The organism is Aeromicrobium sp. WCS2018Hpa-31 (assembly GCF_031843905.1).
In the GTDB taxonomy this organism is placed as follows: Bacteria; Actinomycetota; Actinomycetes; order Propionibacteriales; family Nocardioidaceae; genus Aeromicrobium.
The window spans coordinates 78674-96445 of record NZ_JAVTJF010000003.1; the positions used below are offsets into that span (position 1 = coordinate 78674).

At 72.1% G+C, this 17772-nt stretch carries 21 protein-coding genes; 13 read left to right on the forward strand and 8 right to left on the reverse strand.

All coding sequences use genetic code 11. From position 1 onward, the window contains the following. The first annotated feature begins 18 nt into the window (after positions 1–18). Genes RQG84_RS04260 through RQG84_RS04270 form a run of 3 tightly spaced genes read left to right on the forward strand, consistent with a single transcriptional unit; the run spans position 19 to position 1661 of the window. Positions 19–846 carry an NAD-dependent protein deacetylase gene (locus RQG84_RS04260; protein ID WP_311209003.1) on the forward strand — a complete coding sequence of 276 codons (828 nt, stop codon included), beginning with the start codon at positions 19–21 and terminating at the stop codon, positions 844–846. A 19-nt stretch (positions 847–865) separates the two neighbouring features. Then, entirely contained in the window at positions 866–1501 is a 636-nt protein-coding gene (locus RQG84_RS04265; RefSeq protein WP_311209004.1) for a DUF4389 domain-containing protein, read from the forward strand. 7 nt (positions 1502–1508) lie between these two features. Further along, positions 1509–1661 (forward strand): hypothetical protein, encoded by a 153-nt coding sequence (locus RQG84_RS04270; RefSeq protein ID WP_311209005.1) that lies wholly within the window; start codon positions 1509–1511, stop codon positions 1659–1661. Positions 1662–1671: 10 nt separating this feature from the next. Here RQG84_RS04270 and RQG84_RS04275 read toward each other — a convergent pair whose 3' ends face one another. From RQG84_RS04275 to RQG84_RS04285, 3 genes are all read right to left on the reverse strand, one after another. Next, complete coding sequence (locus RQG84_RS04275) at positions 1672–2676, reverse strand: class I mannose-6-phosphate isomerase (RefSeq protein ID WP_311209006.1); 1005 nt, start codon at positions 2674–2676, stop codon at positions 1672–1674. Positions 2677–2680: 4 nt separating this feature from the next. Then, positions 2681–3937 carry a phosphoglycerate dehydrogenase gene (serA, locus tag RQG84_RS04280; protein ID WP_311209007.1) on the reverse strand — a complete coding sequence of 419 codons (1257 nt, stop codon included), beginning with the start codon at positions 3935–3937 and terminating at the stop codon, positions 2681–2683. Positions 3938–4074: 137 nt separating this feature from the next. Continuing rightward, positions 4075–4506, reverse strand: coding sequence for a PaaI family thioesterase (locus RQG84_RS04285; protein WP_311209008.1), 432 nt, complete (start codon positions 4504–4506; stop codon positions 4075–4077). An 81-nt stretch (positions 4507–4587) separates the two neighbouring features. Between RQG84_RS04285 and RQG84_RS04290 the strand changes: the two genes are divergently transcribed. The 6 genes from RQG84_RS04290 to RQG84_RS04315 all read left to right on the forward strand — a co-directional run bounded on the left by RQG84_RS04290 (position 4588) and on the right by RQG84_RS04315 (position 9550). Further along, positions 4588–5127, forward strand: a complete 540-nt coding sequence (locus RQG84_RS04290) for a DUF305 domain-containing protein (RefSeq protein WP_311209009.1) — start codon at positions 4588–4590, stop codon at positions 5125–5127. Continuing rightward, positions 5124–5444 (forward strand): metal-sensitive transcriptional regulator, encoded by a 321-nt coding sequence (locus tag RQG84_RS04295; RefSeq protein WP_056556950.1) that lies wholly within the window; start codon positions 5124–5126, stop codon positions 5442–5444. Before RQG84_RS04290 ends, RQG84_RS04295 begins: the two co-directional genes overlap by 4 nt. A gap of 40 nt (positions 5445–5484) precedes the next feature. Continuing rightward, positions 5485–5709 carry a heavy metal-associated domain-containing protein gene (locus tag RQG84_RS04300; RefSeq protein ID WP_311209010.1) on the forward strand — a complete coding sequence of 75 codons (225 nt, stop codon included), beginning with the start codon at positions 5485–5487 and terminating at the stop codon, positions 5707–5709. Beyond that, complete coding sequence (locus RQG84_RS04305; RefSeq protein ID WP_311209011.1) at positions 5706–7892, forward strand: heavy metal translocating P-type ATPase; 2187 nt, start codon at positions 5706–5708, stop codon at positions 7890–7892. The genes RQG84_RS04300 and RQG84_RS04305 overlap by 4 nt, the downstream gene beginning before the upstream one ends. Before the next feature lie 106 nt (positions 7893–7998). After that, positions 7999–8493: a Dps family protein gene (locus RQG84_RS04310; RefSeq protein ID WP_055962296.1), complete on the forward strand. Its 495-nt coding sequence runs from the start codon at positions 7999–8001 to the stop codon at positions 8491–8493. 709 nt (positions 8494–9202) lie between these two features. Beyond that, the gene (locus RQG84_RS04315) at positions 9203–9550 is read left to right on the forward strand and encodes a hypothetical protein (RefSeq protein ID WP_311209012.1); all 348 of its coding nucleotides are present in this window, start codon (positions 9203–9205) and stop codon (positions 9548–9550) included. A gap of 16 nt (positions 9551–9566) precedes the next feature. On the opposite strand, the gene RQG84_RS04320 is transcribed toward RQG84_RS04315, so the two are convergent. Together RQG84_RS04320 and RQG84_RS04325 are read right to left on the reverse strand one after the other, a co-directional pair. After that, entirely contained in the window at positions 9567–10064 is a 498-nt protein-coding gene (locus tag RQG84_RS04320; RefSeq protein ID WP_311209013.1) for a GNAT family N-acetyltransferase, read from the reverse strand. Next, entirely contained in the window at positions 10061–10306 is a 246-nt protein-coding gene (locus RQG84_RS04325; protein ID WP_311209014.1) for a hypothetical protein, read from the reverse strand. Before RQG84_RS04325 ends, RQG84_RS04320 begins: the two co-directional genes overlap by 4 nt. Before the next feature lie 61 nt (positions 10307–10367). Here RQG84_RS04325 and RQG84_RS04330 point away from each other — a divergent pair, with 61 nt between their 5' ends. Continuing rightward, positions 10368–11258: a phosphotransferase gene (locus RQG84_RS04330; RefSeq protein ID WP_311209015.1), complete on the forward strand. Its 891-nt coding sequence runs from the start codon at positions 10368–10370 to the stop codon at positions 11256–11258. A 40-nt stretch (positions 11259–11298) separates the two neighbouring features. Further along, on the forward strand, positions 11299–12150 hold the full coding sequence (locus tag RQG84_RS04335; RefSeq protein ID WP_311209016.1) for an SDR family oxidoreductase: 852 nt from the start codon (positions 11299–11301) through the stop codon (positions 12148–12150). A gap of 21 nt (positions 12151–12171) precedes the next feature. Here the strand turns inward: RQG84_RS04335 and RQG84_RS04340 are convergent, their stop codons facing one another. Continuing rightward, complete coding sequence (locus RQG84_RS04340) at positions 12172–13143, reverse strand: NAD-dependent epimerase/dehydratase family protein (protein ID WP_311209017.1); 972 nt, start codon at positions 13141–13143, stop codon at positions 12172–12174. 73 nt (positions 13144–13216) lie between these two features. Here RQG84_RS04340 and RQG84_RS04345 point away from each other — a divergent pair, with 73 nt between their 5' ends. Both RQG84_RS04345 and RQG84_RS04350 read left to right on the forward strand, forming a co-directional pair. Next, positions 13217–13519, forward strand: a complete 303-nt coding sequence (locus tag RQG84_RS04345; RefSeq protein WP_311209018.1) for a YbaY family lipoprotein — start codon at positions 13217–13219, stop codon at positions 13517–13519. Further along, on the forward strand, positions 13519–15480 hold the full coding sequence (locus tag RQG84_RS04350; RefSeq protein WP_311209019.1) for an ABC transporter ATP-binding protein: 1962 nt from the start codon (positions 13519–13521) through the stop codon (positions 15478–15480). Before RQG84_RS04345 ends, RQG84_RS04350 begins: the two co-directional genes overlap by 1 nt. Positions 15481–15516: 36 nt before the next feature. Here RQG84_RS04350 and RQG84_RS04355 read toward each other — a convergent pair whose 3' ends face one another. Both RQG84_RS04355 and RQG84_RS04360 read right to left on the reverse strand, forming a co-directional pair. Next, positions 15517–16215 (reverse strand): hypothetical protein, encoded by a 699-nt coding sequence (locus RQG84_RS04355; RefSeq protein WP_311209020.1) that lies wholly within the window; start codon positions 16213–16215, stop codon positions 15517–15519. 33 nt (positions 16216–16248) lie between these two features. Continuing rightward, entirely contained in the window at positions 16249–17703 is a 1455-nt protein-coding gene (locus RQG84_RS04360; protein ID WP_311209021.1) for an NAD-dependent succinate-semialdehyde dehydrogenase, read from the reverse strand. Positions 17704–17772 lie beyond the last annotated feature (69 nt).

A 17772-nucleotide genomic window follows, 5' to 3' on the forward strand; every position in this document is an offset into this window, starting at 1 on the left:
GGACGTAGGCTCGACGGCGTGGACGTCGGCACGGATCGCGGTGGGGTGGAGCAGGCCGCCCGGATCGTGTCCGCAGGGCGCCTGCTGGTCCTGACCGGGGCCGGCGTGTCCACCGACTCCGGCATCCCCGACTACCGGGGGCCGGGCCGCCTCTCGACGCCTACGCCGATGACCATCCAGCAGCTGCGCTCGGGCCCCGAGGCGCTGCAGCGGTACTGGGCGCGGGCGCACCTCGGGTGGTCACGGATGGGGCACGCGGAGCCGAACGCGACCCACCACACGCTCGTGGAGTGGGAGCGCGAGGGCCGTCTGGTCGGTCTCGTCACGCAGAACGTCGACGGCCTGCACGAGCGAGCCGGTCACCAGGACGTCGTGGACCTGCACGGTCGGGTGGACCGGGTGCTCTGCATGGACTGCGGCGACGTCACCCCGCGCGAGGAGGTGCAGCGCCGGCACGAGGAGCTCAACCCCGGCTGGAGCGACCAGACCGTCGTGCACGGACCCGACGGCGACGTGCAGCTCGACGACACCTCCGGATTCGTCGTCGCCCCGTGCCGCGTGTGCGGTGGCCGACTGCGACCCGACGTCGTGTTCTTCGGCGGCAGCGTGCCCAAGCCGGTGGTCGAGCACTGCTTCGACCTCGTGGCGCAGGCGTCGGCCGTGCTGGTGCTGGGCTCGAGCCTGCACGTGATGAGCGGGCTGCGCTTCGTGCGTCGGGCCGCGGCCCTCGGCACCCCCGTGGTGGTCGTGAACCGGGGGCCGACGCGCGGCGACCCGCTCGCGACCGTGAAGATCGACGCCGGATGTGCCGAGACGCTCGGCGATCTGGCGATAGCCTTCGCGTGAACCGAGAGAAGGACCCAGCATGAGCGTGCAGCCTCCGCCCCCGAACACCCCGCCGACGTCGCCGACGCCCGGCGGCTACCCGGTGACGATCACCTTCGACCTGCCGGATCGCGTGGCACGCTGGCGCCCCCTCGTGCAGTGGATCCTGGCGATCCCGCACCTCGTGGTGCTGTGGGCACTCGGCGTGGTGGCCGGCATCGTCGTGGTGATCGCCTGGTTCACCGGCGTGATCCTCGGCAAGGTGCCCCGCACGCTGCTCGACCTCATCGCGATGTACCTGCGCTACTCGGCGAGCGTCAACGCCTACGCCGGGTTCCTGCACAGCACCTACCCCCCGTTCGCGATCGACGCGTCCACCGCCGACCCCGGCAAGGACCCGCACGTGCACGTCGACGTCGTGCCGCAGGAGGAGAACCGGAGCCGGCTCACGATCTTCTTCCGGTACTTCATGCTGATCCCGCAGATGATCGTGCTCTTCTTCGTCACGATCGCCGCGAGCATCGTCTGGTTCATCGCGTTCTTCGCCGTCATCGTCCTGGGCCGCTGGCCCGAGGGGCTCCGCGAGTTCGTGCTCGGCTACCTGCGCTGGAACCAGCGCTTCAACGCCTACGCCTACCTGCTGACCGACGACTACCCGCCGTTCAGCCTGCGCTGAGTCGACGGTGGGACAGCGTCTGGTGGCGGTCGAGCAATCCCGGCTGGCGCCCACTGCGGCAGAGATCGCCCTCGGCGTGGTGGGCGTCGTCGCCGTCCTCGGCCTGGTCGTGCTGTGCGGCCTGCTGGTGGTCAGGGCCCGCCGGCGGCGGAAGCGGTGACGCCTCGCGGTCAGGCCGTGCCGGGACGCGCCATCAGCACGCGGGCCGAGCCGGTCACGTGCCAGTCGCCGGCCGCGGCGGGCACGGCGTAGGTCTGGCCCCTGGCGATCGCCAGGTCTCCCCCGCCGCAGCGGAGCGTCCCCGATCCGTCGAGCACCACGAGGGCGGCGAAGCCGGCCGGGACGACCGCACCGTCGACGGCGAGGTCGAGGCGGAAGAACGGGTCGGCCTCCGTCGGCAGCAGAGACGTGAGCGGGTCCGCGGCGGCGTCGAGGTCGCGGTGCACCGACAGCTCGGCCAGCCGCTCGGTCGACGTCGCGGCGTGCTCGAGGGCCTGCATGGCCAGGTCGAAGCCGAGCCCCAGGTGCGACTCGTCGCGGGTGGACGTCGTGATCGACCACTCCAGCAGGATCGAGAAGTCGGTCGGCTCCTGCGCCTCGGCCACGAACACGCCCTCGCCGATGGCGTGCGGCATGCCGGCCGGCACCAGGATCCCGTCGCCGCGGCGCACCTCGATGCGGTGCATGTGCCGCAGCATCCACGCGCCGTCCTGCTCGTCGCGGGCGCGGACCACGTCGCGCGGGTCCACGTCGTCGACCCAGCCCAGGTGGACGGCGGCGCCGGGCTCGGCGTCGAGCACCAGCCACGCCTCGGTCTTGCCGTACGGGCAGTCGAGGTGGCGGGCGGCGAAGGACCGGTCCGGGTGGACGTGCACGGGCAGCCGCTGTCCGGCGTCGAGCAGCTTGAGCAGCAGGCCGACGTCACCGGGCCACGCGCCGACTCCTCCCGTCCACGTCTGCGGGTCGGCGACCACGAGGTCGCGCAGCAGCGTGCCGTCCTGCGTGGACGACAGGCCGAGGCGCGCGTCGCCCTCACGGGAGACCGTGGCGGCGATCCACTCCTCCGGCTGGTGGTCCGACGTCGTCGCGATGCCGCGCAGCGCCGCGATCCGACCACCACCTCGGTAGAAGTGGTCGATCAGGTTGGGGCGCAGCGCCACCGGCAGCGGGCTCACCCGATCAGCTGAGCTGCCGCAGCCGGACGGTCTCGGGGAGCGCGGCGAGCTCGCCGAGCACGTCGGCCGTGACGGCCTCGGCCACGTCGGTCACGACGTAGCCCAGCTGGCCGCGGGTCGACAGCGACTGAGCCTCGATGTTGACGCCCCGCTCGCCGAGCAGGCCGTTGATGGTGGCCAGCACGCCGGGAGCGTTCTGGTGCACCAGGGCGATGCGCTGTCGGCTGTTGTCGGCCGGCAGGTTCATCTCCGGGAAGTTCACGCTCAGCGACGTGCTGCCGAACGCCGCGTACGAGCGCAGCTTCGAGGCGACGAAGCGGCCGATGTCCTGCTGCGCCTCCTCGGTGGAGCCACCCACGTGCGGGGTGAGGATGACGTTCGGGATGCCGCGCAGCTCGGACTCGAACGGGTCGCCCTGGCGCTTGGGCTCGACCGGGAAGACGTCGAGCGCGGCGCCGGCGATGTGACCGGACTCCAGGTGCCCGCGCAGGGCACTGGTGTCGACGGCGATGCCGCGGCTGAGGTTCAGGAACAGGGCACGCGGCTTCATGAGGCGCATCTGCTCGTCGCCGAACAGGCCCGCGTTGCCGGGGCGACCGTCGACGTGCAGCGTCACGACGTCGGCCTGCTCGAGCAGCTCCTCCAGCGTGGAGCAGCGCTGGGCGTTGCCCAGGGCGAGCTTGTCGTCGATGTCGTAGAAGACGACCTTGAAGCCGAGCGCCTCGGCCACGACCGACAGCTGGCTGCCGATGTTGCCGTAGCCGACGATGCCGAGCGTGCGGCCGCGCACCTCGTGGCTGCCGGCGGCGGACTTGTTCCACACTCCGCGGTGCATGTCGGTGGACTTCTCGTGCAGGCGACGGGCGAGGGAGATGATCTCGGCGATCGCGAGCTCGACGACCGAACGCGTGTTGGAGTAGGGCGCGTTGAAGACCGCCACGCCCTTGGCGCTCGTGGCCTCGAGGTCGATCTGGTTGGTGCCGATGCAGAAGGCGCCGATGGCGATGAGGTCCTCGGCGGCCTCCAGCACCTTCGGCGTGATGTAGGTGGTGGAACGGATGCCGAGCAGGTGGACGCCCTGGATCGCCTCGATCAGCTCGTCCTCGCCGAGCGCACCGGCGTTGGTCTGCACGTCGTATCCCTTGCCGCGCAGGAAGTCGCGTCCGTCGGCGTGGATGTTCTCGAGCAGCAGGACCTTGACGTCGGCGTCGTCGATCGTCGTGGCCGGGTGGGCGGCGTGGGGGTTCACGGTCATCATCATGGGGGACGTCCTCGGGTCAGCGGTGTCGGGGCTGACGCGGGGCCCAGGCGAACGGTCCCTTGTCTGGTGCAGTCGTGCGGAGGTCGGGCTCCCTGGTGGATGTCCACCTCAACGCCAGTCGCGCCGACCACCCCAGTCTACGGGGTGCGGTACGCGCCCACGAACTTCTCCAGCGTCTCGGGCGGGATCGGCTGGTCGAGGTTGGCCAGACGCACCTGGCCCTGCGCGATCAGCTTGCCGTCGACCCCGGTCGAGTCGAGGTGCCAGAGCTGCTGCGTGCGCCCTCGGTGGATGGGGGTGGCGGTGACCGTGATGGTGTCGCCGACCTTGGCCTGACGGATGAAGTCGGTGGAGTTGTTGGTGCCGACCACGACGCCCCTCTCGCCCAGCCACATCTGCCCGGCCACGCTCGCGGTCGACTCGTGGACCGCGCAGTAGATGCCGCCGTGCGGGATGCCGAAGGGCTGGAGGTGGTGCTCGGTGATCGTGAACCGCACGACCACCTTGTCGGGAGTCAGCTCGACGTGCTCCACGCCGAGCACGCCGTCGAGGCCGGGAACGTCGCTCATGGGGCGAGCGTAGGACCTCCGGCGGACCGATCGACGAGCGGGCGACTTGAAACCCATACCCCCTAGGGGTATAAAGGAGTCATGACTCGACGACTGATCCCCCTCCTCGCCGCCGCCGTGCTCGCCCTCGCGGGATGCGGCTCGCAGAGCGACACCGACGCCGGGCACAACGATGCGGACGTCACGTTCGCCCAGCAGATGATCCCGCACCACCAGCAGGCCGTGGAGATGGCCGAGATGGCGCTCGACCCCGCCCGTGAGGCGTCCGAGCCGGTGCGCGACCTCGCCGGCCGCATCGGCGACGCCCAGCAGCCGGAGATCGAGACCATGCAGGGCTGGCTCGAGGACTGGGACGCGAAGGCCGAGGACCACAGCGACCACGACATGGACGGCATGACCGGCATGATGAGCGACGACCAGATGAGTGCGCTCGCCGCGGCCACCGGCACCGACTTCGACCGGATGTGGCTGCAGATGATGATCGAGCACCACGAGGGCGCCGTGGAGATGGCCGAGACCGAGGTCGCCGACGGTCAGGACTCCCAGGCCAAGGCCCTCGCGCGGGCGATCATCGACGCCCAGCGCGCCGAGATCACCGAGATGACGAGGCTGCTGGCATGACCGAGATCCACGATCCCACCGCCGAGGCCGGCGTCGTCCCCGGCTACTCCGACGACAAGAAGGCGGTGCTGGCCCGGCTGCGTCGTGTGGAGGGCCAGGTGCGCGGACTCACCCGCATGGTCGAGGACGACACCTACTGCATCGACGTGCTCACCCAGGTGAGCGCCACCACCAAGGCCCTCGAGGCCGTCGCACTGAAGCTGCTCGACGAGCACCTCGCGCACTGCGTCGTCGACGCCGCCCGCAAGGGCGGACCCGAGGCCGACGCCAAGGTCGCCGAGGCCTCGGCCGCGATCGCCCGGCTCGTCCGGTCCTGATCAGCAGCCCACCGAACTCCCGCCCGAAGGAGGGCACACCATGAGCACCACCACCTACGCCGTCACCGGCATGACCTGCGAGCACTGCGTCGCCGCGGTCACCCAGGAGCTCTCGTCCGTCGAGGGCGTCACCGACGTCGCCGTCGCGCTCGTGCCTCACGGCACGTCCCACGTCACCGTCACCAGCCCTGCCGAGCCGCCGCTCGACGCCGTCGAGTCGGCCGTGGCGGAGGCCGGGTACACCATGGAAGGGCCGATCTCATGAGCACCCAGGAGACCGAGACCGTCCGCCTCGACGTGCACGGCATGAGCTGCACGGCGTGCGCGATGCGCGTCGAGAAGCGTCTCAACCAGCTCGACGGCGTGGAGGCGAGCGTCAACTACGCCACCGAGAAGGCCACCGTGCACGTGCCCGAGGGCACCGACCACCAGGTGCTGCTCGACGCCGTCGCGGCCACCGGCTACGAGGCCACGCTGCCCGACGCCCACCGCGGACACGGCGGCCACGCCGGGCACGAAGGTCTCCACGGCGCCGCCTCGATGCGGCGGCGAGCCGTCGTTTCGGCGGTCCTGAGCCTGCCCGTCCTCGTGCTGTCGATGGTCCCGGCCACGCAGTTCACCGGGTGGCAGTGGGTGGCCCTGGCCCTCGCCACACCCGTCGTCACGTGGGGTGCCTGGCCCTTCCACCGCGCCACCGCGACGAACGCCAGGCACGGCGCCGCGACCATGGACACCCTCGTGTCCGTCGGCGTCGGCGCGGCCTACCTGTGGTCGCTGTGGGCGCTGTTCTTCGGCGGTGCCGGGATGCTCGGCATGCGGATGGAGTGGTCGTTGACCGGTGGCGGGTCCCACGAGATCTACCTCGAGGTCGCCGGCGTGGTCACCACCTTCGTGCTCGGCGGGCACTACCTCGAGGCCAACGCCAAGAAGCAGTCCAGCGCTGCGCTGCGTGCCCTCATGGACCTCGGTGCGAAGACCGTCACCCTCCTGCGGGACGGTCGCGAGGAGCAGGTCCCCGTCGACGACGTCGCGGTCGGCGACGTGTTCGTGGTGCGGCCCGGCGAGACGATCGCCACCGACGGGGAGGTCGTCGACGGCGCGTCCGCGGTCGACGAGTCGATGCTCACGGGCGAGTCCGTGCCCGTGGAGGTCGGCGAGGGCGACGCCGTCACCGGCGCGACCGTGAACGTCGGGGGCCGGCTCGTCGTGCGCGCCACCGCCGTCGGCTCCGACACCCGCCTGGCGCAGATGGCCCGGCTCGTCGAGGAGGCGCAGGAGGGCAAGGCCGAGGTGCAGCGCCTCGCCGACCGCGTGTCCGCCTGGTTCGTCCCCGGTGTCATCGGCCTCGCCGTGCTGACGTTCGCCGGGTGGCTCGTGCTCGGTGGGACGCTCACGCAGGCGTTCGTCGCGTCGGTGGCCGTGCTCATCATCGCCTGCCCCTGCGCCCTCGGGCTGGCCACGCCCACCGCCCTCATGGTGGGCACCGGTCGCGGCGCGCAGCTCGGCATCCTCATCAAGGGCCCACAGGTGCTCGAGTCGACCCGACGTGTCGACACCGTGGTGCTCGACAAGACCGGCACCGTCACGACGGGCGAGATGCGGGTCGTCGACGTCGCCCCGGCACCCGGCGTCGAGATCGGACGCCTCCGGGCGCTCGCCGCCGGCGTCGAGCACGCGTCGGAGCACCCGGTGGCGCGCGCCGTCGCCGCGCTCGTCGACCAGCCACTTCCGGTCACCGACTTCGCCAACCACCCCGGCATGGGCGTGAGCGGTGTCGTGGACGGCGTGATGGTCCGGGCCGGTCGTCCGGGCTGGCTCGGCCACGACGTCGCGCCGTCGGCGCACGTGGGCACCACCATCGCGGTGGAGGCGGACGGTGCGCTGATCGGCACCGTGACGGTGGCCGACACGGTCAAGCCGACGTCGCGCCAGGCCGTGGCCGACCTGCGCGACCTGGGTCTGGAGCCCGTGCTCCTCACCGGTGACGCCCGGGTGGTCGCTGCCGCGGTGGCGCAGGAGGTGGGCATCGAGCAGGTCGAGGCCGAGGTGACGCCCGACGACAAGCTGCGCACCGTGCAGCGGCTGCAGGCCGAGGGCCGCGTGGTGGCCATGATCGGCGACGGCGTGAACGACGCCGCCGCGCTCGCCGCCGCCGACCTCGGCATCGCTATGGGCACCGGCACCGACGTGGCCATCGCGGCGTCCGACCTGACGCTCGTCTCCGGCGACCTCGGTTCCGCGGTCGACGCGGTCCGGCTGGCCCGCGCGACCCTGCGCACGATCAAGACGAACCTGTTCTGGGCGTTCGCCTACAACGTGGCCGCGATCCCGCTCGCCGTCTCCGGCCTGCTCAACCCGATGATCGCCGGTCTGGCGATGGCCGCGAGCAGCGTCCTGGTCGTGACCAACAGCCTGCGCCTGCGTCGGTTCCGCGGCCAGGACAGGTGAGCCTGGGCTCCGTGAGGGGAGGCTGATCTTCGTTGCGCACGATGGAATTTCCCGCGAGGGTGGTGGTTGTAGAAGGAAGAACCTGACTGAGAAGGACGTGCACCACATGACCTCGACCACCCACACCGACGCCCCCTCGGCCCTCGCGACCACGTCGGAGATCGCGGCCGGCGTCGCCCAGTTCCTCACCCCCGTCGTCCACGACCTCGAGGCCCTCGTCGTCGATGGCAAGCAGGCCCACTGGCACGTGCGCGGCGGCAGCTTCGCCGGCGTCCACGCACTGCTCGACGACCTCGTCGCCCACGCGCAGGACTTCGCCGACACGGCCGCCGAGCGCATCGTCGCCCTCGGCCTCCCGCTCGACTCGCGTCTGGCCACCGTGGCCGCCAAGTCGACGCTGCCGGCGCTGTCCGACGGCTTCCAGCCCTGGCAGACCACCGTCGCGCAGACCGTCGCGCAGATCGACGCGGCCCTCGTGACCGTGCGCGCCGCCGTGGCCGGCCTCGACGACATCGACCTGTCGAGCCAGGACGTCGCCATCGAGATCGAGCGCGGCCTCACCAAGGACCGCTGGCTGCTCCAGGCGCACATCGCCGCCTGAGCCTCGCCCGCTCGTCGAGCCCGATCCGCTGCTGCGGGTCGGGCTCGCTGCGTCTTCGGGGCGAGCGGCAGCTGCTTCCCTGCCTCAGCACAGCCGGCTGCGGACTGCTGCGGGTCGGAGCTGCGTCGCCCCGGCCGGTGCTGGAGTCGGTCTCCGAGAGGGCCTCGACGGAGCAGGAGCGCACGGCCTGCTCGAGCCTGCCGTCCGTGCCTGTCATCGGTGGATCCTCAACCTCAGGAGCACTCCTGCAGTTGAGGATCCACCGATGGGTGAGTCAGGGCCCCCCATCGGTGGATCTGCAACCTCACGCGCCGTCCTGCGGTTGAGGATCCACCGATGGGGGGAGGGGCCGGCGCGAGCGGTGCAGATTCCACCGATCGCCGGCCCGAGCGGTGCGAATTCCACCGTCCCAGTGCTGACACGGTGGAATCCGCACCGCTCCTCCCGCCCGCACCCGGCATTCGGTGGAGAAGTCACCGCTCGGGGGTAGCGAAGACAGTGGCCCGGGAGCTCTGCCGGGTCGCTGGGAGTCGCCCGGTCGAGGCCCTTTCGGAGACCGTCCCAGCACCAGCCGAGGCAGCGCAGCCCCGACCCCAGGCCCAGCGCCCGCCGCACCCCCGGCCCGGCCAGCACGAGCCCCGCGCCGCCGATCGGGAGTGACATAGGCCACCCTTGCCTCACACGAGGCAGGTAAGCCTATACTCACCTCATGAGGTCCCACCGCCGTCGCACCCCGCTGCAGCACGTGCTGCTGGCCGGATGCGCCGACGACCTGGTGGTCCTGCAGTCGGTGCTCGCGATGCTTCCGTCCGACGTCTACGGCCAGGTGGTCGTGGAGATCGAGCCCGACGTCGAGCTGCCGCGCCTGGACACGCCGCCGCGCGTCACCGTGCACCGCGTGTGGCCGGGGGCTGCGGACCGTGCCGTCGCCGCCTGGATCGCCGAGTGGATGCCCAGCGAGCCCGACGCCGCCCGCACCGTGGGCCTGTGGATCAGCGCCGGCTCGAGCGCCTGCGCCGTCCCGCTCGAGCTCGACGTCGTCGCCCAGACCATCTGAGACCGGGCAGTCCGTCTCACCGGTCGAGGTGGATGGCCATCCACACGTCGTCCACGGCTGCTCCCGCGATGACGAACTCGCCGACCAGCACGCCCTCGACGGCGAACCCGCACCGCTCGTAGAGACGACGCGCGGTCGGGTTAGTGCCCAGGACGCGCAGCGTCACCTTCGCCGCACCCTCGGCGCGGGCCCGCTCGACGGCGGCGCGCACGAGGGCCTCGCCGACGCCGCGACCCTGCGCGGCCGGCAGCACGCCCAGGCCGTCGATGATCCGCACGTGGGCGTGGCTCGCCAGCCCTCCGGCCGCGTGCAGGGCGACGTAGCCGACCACGTCACCGTCGAGCTCGGCCACCAGGAAGTGCTCGGGTCCGCCGTGCTGCTCACGGAAGAACACCGGGTCGCGCTCCCGGTCCGGCGCGCTGCCGGGCGACCACCTCGGGCTCCACGTGACGTGGTCGATCTCGAGCAGGTCGGCGTCGTCGCGCGCGGTTGCCGACCGGATGACGGCGCTCACCCGACGGAGGTGCCGAAGGCGAGGACGAACACGACCCAGCCCGCCCAGAGAGTCACGCAGCCGGCGGCGATGGCCCGTCCCGCCGGGTGGGCACGGTGGCAGCGCCAGATCGCCAGGCCGATGAGAACCGGACCGAGGATCGCGTTGCCGAGCAGGAAGGCAAACAGCACGGTGCCGACGAGGTACACGTCGTGCACGTCGGCCTGGATGGTGGTCCGCCCGGCGTCCGGCAGCGTGCTCATGGCGACATCGTCCCACCACGAGGGCTCCCTCGTGGTCCTTCGATCCACCTATGCTGACGCGATGACCCACCCGTGGCGTCCTGAGCGCGAGATCACCGTCGCCGAGGCCACCGCTGCCGTGCGCGAGCTGGGTCTGGCCGGTGACGACGTCCGCCAGGTCGCTGCGGGGTGGGACAACTCGATCGTCGCCGTCGACCACACGTGGCTGTTCCGCTTCCCGCGACGCTCGATCGCGCTGCCCGGGGTGGAGCGGGAGGCGCTCCACCTTCCGCGTCTGGCACCTCTGCTGCCGCTGCCCATCCCGATCCCCCGCCACCACGGCACCTACGGCGAGCCGCCCTGGCCGTTCTGGGGCGCCGAGGTGCTGCCCGGGACCGAGCTCGCCGTCACCCCGCACGCCGACGTCGAGTCCGTCGCCGGCGCACTCGGCCGCTTCGTGCGGGCCCTGCACGACGTGCCGCTCGACCCCACGCTCCCGGTCGACCCCATGGGGCGGGCCGACGCCGTCGACCGCGCCGCGCGCACCCGGGTCATGCTCACGGACCTGCGGTCCGCCGGGGTCTGGCGCGACGACACCGCGCTCGACGCCCTGCTCGAGCGCGCGGACGACGCACCTCCGGCGCCGGACCAGGTGGTCACCAGCCACGGCGACCTCTACGCCCGACACGTGCTCGTCGACGACGCCGGCCAGGCGTGCGGCGTGATCGACTGGGGCGACCTGTGCGTGGCGCACCCCGGCGTCGACCTCGCCTTCGTGTTCAGCGCCCTCGCGCCCGAGCACCGCGCGGCGTTCTGGGCCGAGTACGGCAGCGTCGACGACGACACCGTCCTGCGGGCGCGCACGATGGCCGCGTTCTCCGCCGCCGCGGTCGCGTCCTACGCACGCGACACCCGGCTCGACGCGCTGCTGACGTCGGCGCTCGAGCGGCTCGCGACGGTCGCCGTCGACTGACGCCGGGAACAGGCGACGCTCGCCACCCGTTGAGCAGGGCATGACCACCATCGCCGTCACCGGGGCCACCGGCACCCTCGGTGGGCTCACCGCCCGCCACCTCGCCGACGCGGCGTCGACCGGCGGTGCCGACGTGCGGCTCCTCGTGCGCGACCCGAGCCGCGCCCCCCGCCTCGGGTTCGGCCTGTGGGAGTGCAGCTACTCCGATGGCCCCAACCTGCGCGAGGCGCTCGCCGGGGTGGACACGCTCTTCTTCGTGTCGGCCCACGAGAGCGACGCGCGGGTCGACGAGCACCGGTCCGTGATCGAGGCCGCGGAGGACGCGCACGTCGGGCACGTGGTCTACACGTCGTTCGTCGGGGCGGCCGCCGACAGCACCTTCACGCTGGGCCGCGACCACGGCGCCACCGAGGACCTGCTGCGCGAGTCCGACCTCGACTGGACGTTCCTGCGCGACAACTTCTACGCGGAGGTGTTCACCCACTTCGCCGACGCCGACGGCGTGATCCGAGGGCCCGCCGGCGCAGGCCGGGTGGCCGCGGTGTCCCAGCGCGACGTCGCCGCCGTGGCCGCGCACGTGCTGCAGGACCCGGCGACCCACGCGGGCCGTGCCTACGACCTGACCGGTCCCGACGCCCTTACGCTCGTCGAGGTGGCCGCCGCGCTCACCCAGGTGACCGGACGTCCGCACCGCTTCGAGGACGAGACCCTCGACGAGGCCCGCGCCAGCCGCGCCCACTACGGCGCGCCCGACTGGCAGCTCGACGCGTGGATCAGCACCTACACGGCGATCCGCGACGGTGAGCTCGCTGCCGTGAGCGGCGACGTCGAGCGTCTGCTGGGTCGCCCGGCGACGTCCTTCGCCGACGCGGTCGCTGCCGCAGCGCACTAGCGGTGGCCTGAGGGACGGGAGCTAGAGGAGCGCGAGCAGCTCCCGCTCCTCGGCGGGTGTGAGGCCGGCCCTCCGCGGCCGGTCGATGCCGCGGGTCCGCTCGTCGGCGAGGGTGTCGACGGCGGTCTCCTCGAGGGAACGACGACGCAGACCGGCGTGCCCGGCGCGGGTCGTGTCCATGCGGACCATGCCGCCGTCCTCCTCCGGGAGCCACAGCGGCAGGGACCGCTCACCCGACCACGGCTGCACGCCGAGCTCCTCGAGACGCGCCGGGGGCACCGGCACGAGCCTGCCCCGGTGGCCCACCGCAGCGGCGATCCGCACGAGCGCGTCGCCCAGCGGCAGCGACTCCCCGGCCAGGTTGAGCACGCCCGTGATTGATCGCTCCGTGGCGTCGACGGCGAAGGCGGCGGCGTCGCGCACGTCGACCACCTGGCACCGACCGTCGGGCGGGTCGGGCACGAGCACGTCGTCCTCACCGGCCGAGCCGAGGCGTGCGGGCCAGTAGCCGAAGCGGTCCGACGGGTCGCCCGGTCCGGCGATCAGCCCGGCACGCAGCACCAGCGCTCCGGGGTGGGCGCGCACCGCCTGCTCGCACGCGACCTTGCCCTCCCCGTACTGGTCGGGGTCGACCGTGTCGCCGACCGCGGGTGGGCGGAGCGGGTCGTCCTCGTGCATCGGGAGGGCGGGGTCGGCGTAGACGTTGGCGGTCGAGACGAAGGTCCACCGCCGCGCGTCGGCACCGAGCGCGGCGAGCGCCGACCGCACGTGGCCCGGCTGACGGGCGACGTCGACCACCGCGTCCCACGGGCCCGCGACGTCGACGTACGCGTCGGGGTCGTCGCGGTCGGCCCGCACCCACCGCGCACCCTCGACCGCCCCGCCGCTCTCGCCGCGCGCCAGGCAGGTCACCTCGTGGCCCTGCGCGAGCGCCTCGCGGGCGATCTCGCGGCCGAGCCACGCCGTGCCGCCGAGGACCAGCCACCGTTCCATGCCCCAGCCGACCACGCCGGGACCGCCCGGCGCCAGACGTGTTCACCCAGGGCTTACGCCCTAGGCTCGACCCATGAGCTCCCTCGACGTCCTCTCCGTGACCGGAACCGCAGCGATCCGCGAGAAGATCGCCCTGCCGGGCGGTGGAGTCCTCTCGGTCAAGCTCGTCTCGCCCGACGGCGAGGTGCTGGCCGCCGTCGCCGTGAACGCCACCGACGGACCGACCCCGTTCGCGCTGTCCGCCGACCCCGCGCTCGTGCCCGACCCCGACGCCGTGCGGCTGTGGGCCATGCTGCGCACCGAGGTCGGCGTGTGGGGCACGCCCGAGCTGGTCTCCGTCCGCGAGGAGCTGATGTTGTCGCGGGTCGACGCCTGATGCCGCGGGGCGCACAGGTCACCCACCTGACGAAGGAGGAGATCGCCGCGGCCGATGCACCCGTGCTCGGCCGCATCGCGTCACTCCTGCGCCCCTACCGTGGTCAGCTCGTGCTCGTGTGCGTGGCGGTGGTCGCCGCCGCCGCACTCACGTCGGTGATCCCGTTCCTCACCCGGGCGGTCTTCGACGACGCCCTGTTCCCGACCGACGGCAGCGCGGCCGACCTCGGCCTGCTCGGAAAGCTCGTCGCGTTCATGTGCCTCATCCCGGTCGTGACCGCGCTCATCTCGGTGGGCCAGAACTGGCTGACCGCCACCATCGGGAACTCGGCCATGGCCGACCTGCGCAGCCAGCTGTTCGCGCACCTGCAGACCATGGAGCTGGCGTTCTTCACCGCCACCAAGACCGGTGCGATCCAGTCGCGGCTGGCCAACGACGTCGCGGGCGTGCGCACGGTGCTCACCGACACCGCCACGACGATCCTGCAGAACACCGTCACCGTGATCGCGGCCGTCGTGTCGATGGTGCTGCTCTCGTGGCAGCTGACCGTCCTGACGCTGATCCTCATGCCGGCGTTCATCGCCATCCAGCTGCGCGTCGGCCGACGTCGCCAGAAGCTGGCGCGACGCACGCAGGAGTCGCTGTCGGAGATGACCGCGATCACCGAGGAGTCGCTGAGCGTCTCGGGCATCCTGCTGTCCAAGGTGTTCGGGCGCGGCGAGTCCGAGACCGAGCGGTACCGCGAGGCGAACCGGGTGCAGGCGCGCCTCCAGGTGGCGCAGGCGATGACCGGCCGCACGTTCTTCGCGACGGTCCAGACGTTCTTCGCCATCACGCCCGCCCTCATCTACCTGCTCGCCGGGCTGATGATCACCGGCGGGCTGCCCGGCGGGTCGGAGGCGCTGACGGCCGGCACGCTCGTCGCGTTCACCACGCTGCAGGCCCGGCTGCAGATGCCGCTGCTGCAGCTCATGCGCGTCACGCTCGACGTGCAGACCTCGCTCGCGCTGTTCCGTCGCATCTTCGAGTACCTCGACCTCGAGCCCGCCGTGAAGGAGAAGCCCGGCGCCGTGGCGCTGCCCGCGGTGCGCGGCGAGGTCGAGCTCCGTGACGTCTGGTTCCGCTACCCGGAGCCGAGGTCCCTCACCGGTGGCCGCGGAGGTGACCGGTTCGGTGAGTCGACGGTGCGGATCTCCCGTCCCGACGGGTCGACGGCGCCGTCCGTCGACGACACGTGGGCGCTGCGCGACGTCTCGCTGCGGATCCGACCCGGTCAGCTCGCGGCCATCGTCGGGCCGTCGGGTTCGGGCAAGACCACCGCCACCTACCTGGTGCCGCGGTTCTACGACGTCACCCGCGGCGCCGTGCTGATCGACGGCCACGACGTGCGCGACCTGACCCTGGACTCGGTGACCGGCTCCGTCGGCATGGTCACGCAGGAGCCGTACCTGTTCCACGGCACGATCCGAGACAACCTCGCCTACGCCCGCCCCGACGCCACCGCCGCCGAGATCGAGCAGGCGGCCCGCGACGCGAACATCCACGACCGCATCCTCAGCTTCGCCGAGGGCTACGAGACGATCACCGGCGAGCGCGGCTACCGGCTGTCGGGCGGTGAGAAGCAGCGGCTCGCGATCGCCCGCGTGCTGCTCGCCGACCCCCGCATCCTCATCCTCGACGAGGCCACGTCGGCGCTCGACACCGAGACCGAGCGGCTCGTGCAGCAGGCCCTCGAGCGGGCCCGCGCCAACCGCACCACCATCGCCATCGCGCACCGGCTCTCCACCATCCACGACGCCGACGTCATCTTCGGCATCGAGGACGGTGTCCTCGTCGAGCAGGGCACCCACGACGAGCTGCTGAGCGCCGGCGGGCTGTACGCCCGGCTCTACGTCGAGCAGTTCCAGTCCGGCCGGGGGCCCCAGCGTCCCGACGACCGCCGGGCCGACGTCAGCGTGTGACCGACGCCCCCACCGACAAGAGCTAGTTCCTCACCGTCAGAGACGACCGTCCTCGAGGGCGGCTCGTGCCTTCCGCTCCACCCGCTCGATCGCTGACCCGGCACGCTCGAGGGCCTGGTCGGACATCGCCTCGGGTGAGCTCAGCTCGACCTGCGAGACGACGTCGTCGGCGCACGACTCGATGCGTACCAGGGCGACCTCGTCGTCGAGCCGGCGCTGCTCGACGTACCGACCGTCCTCGGCACGGATGGCTCCCGCCCTCGAGACCTTCCAGACGTCGCAGGCGGCCTCGGCATCCGGCACCTCTCCCTCCTCGATGCCCACCAGCTGGCGGGCGGCGTCGATGTCCTCCATCTGCTCCGGGTCGGCACCGGAGAGCGCGAGCACCTCGGGGATCCGTTCGAGCCACTCCCTCGCGGAGACCGCCATCACCGATGCGATCGTCTCCGCCTGCAGGCGCGTCGCGTCGGCGTACGAGCATGCCGAGGTTCCCCACACGCTGTTCTGGGTCCCCGCGTTGTAGTCGAGCGGCTCGCCGCCGAGCGCCGACCACGCGTCGGTCGACAACAGGTTGCACGGATCGAGGGCCGAGGGGGTCGACGGCGGCGTCGAGGACGGCCCGTCCGACTCGGCCGATGGGGACGGACCACAGCCGGCGACGAGGCCGGCGATGCACGCCGCCGTGACAATCCAGCCCATGACCTTCGTCATCGTTCCCCCGAGACCTCGTCGCACCGTCGGTGAATCCTACGATGGCGACGACGTGGCTCAGAGGCCGCCGAGACCCACGTACTTCGTCTCGAGGTACTCCTCGATGCCCTCGGCGCCGCCCTCGCGGCCGAAGCCGGAGGCCTTCACGCCGCCGAACGGGGCGGCGGGGTTGGAGACGATGCCCTGGTTGATGCCGACCATGCCCGTCTCGAGTCCCTCGTACACGCGGACCGCGCGGGCGTAGTCGGTGGTGAAGGCGTAGGCGACGAGCCCGTACTCGGTGTCGTTCGCGAGGCGCAGCGCCTCGTCCTCGTCGGTGAAGGTGAAGATCGGGGCGACCGGGCCGAAGATCTCCTCGGTGGTGACCTTCGCCGTGAGCGGGACGTCGGTGAGGACCGTCGGCGGGTAGAACCACCCCTGACCGTCGGGCACCTGGCCTCCGGTGAGCACGGTGGCGCCCTTCTCGACGGCGTCGTCGACGAGCTCGGCCACCTTGTCGCGCTGCTTCTCCTCGACGAGGGGGCCGACCTTGACGTCGTCCTCGAGGCCGTCGCCGACCTTGAGCGCGGCCATCTTGTCCGCGAGCTTGGTGGAGAACTCCTCGGCGACGTCGGCGTGGACGATGAACCGGTTGGCGGCGGTGCACGCCTCGCCGATGTTGCGCATCTTGGCGAGCATCGCGCCCTCGACGGCCGCGTCGACGTCGGCGTCGCCGAACACCAGGAACGGAGCGTTGCCGCCGAGCTCCATCGAGACGCGGAGCAGACCCTCGGCGCTCTGCTCGACGAGGGAGCGACCGACCTCGGTGGAGCCGGTGAAGGTGAGCTTGCGCAGACGCGGGTCGCGGATGATCGGCTCCATCACCTCGCCCGTGCTCTTCGTGGTGACGACGTTGAGCACGCCCTCGGGCACGCCCGCCTCCTGGAGCACCTTGGCGAGCCACAGCATGGTGAGCGGCGTGAGGCCCGCGGGCTTGACCACCATCGTGCAGCCGGCGGCGATGGCCGGAGCGATCTTGCGGGTGCCCATCGCGAGCGGGAAGTTCCAGGGCGTGATCATCAGGCACGGGCCCACCGGCTGCTTCAGCGTGAGCAGACGCGTGGCGCCGTTGGGGGCCACCGAGTAGCGGCCGGAGATGCGCACCGCCTCCTCGGAGAACCAGCGCAGGAACTCAGCGCCGTACGTGATCTCGGCCTTGCTCTCGCTGAGCGGCTTGCCCATCTCGAGGGTCATGATCGTGGCCAGCTCGTCGGCGCGAGCCGTGACCGTCTCGAAGGCGGAGCGCAGGATCTCGCCACGGTCGCGCGGCGGCACCTTCGCCCAGCCCGCCTGCGCGGCCACGGCGGCGTCGATCGCGGCCTTGCCGTCGTCGACCGTGGCGTCCGCGACCTGCACCAACGTGGAGGTGTCGGCGGGGTTCTCCACCGCGAACGTCGAGCCGCCGCTCGCGTCGCGCCAGGAACCGCCGATGAACAGCTGGGTGGGGACGTCGGGGAGGGCTGAGGAGGTCATGGGTCGAGGCTACGACGGTCCGGCGATCGGCACGCGGTGGCGGGATCACACAGAAAGGAAGAATCCTGG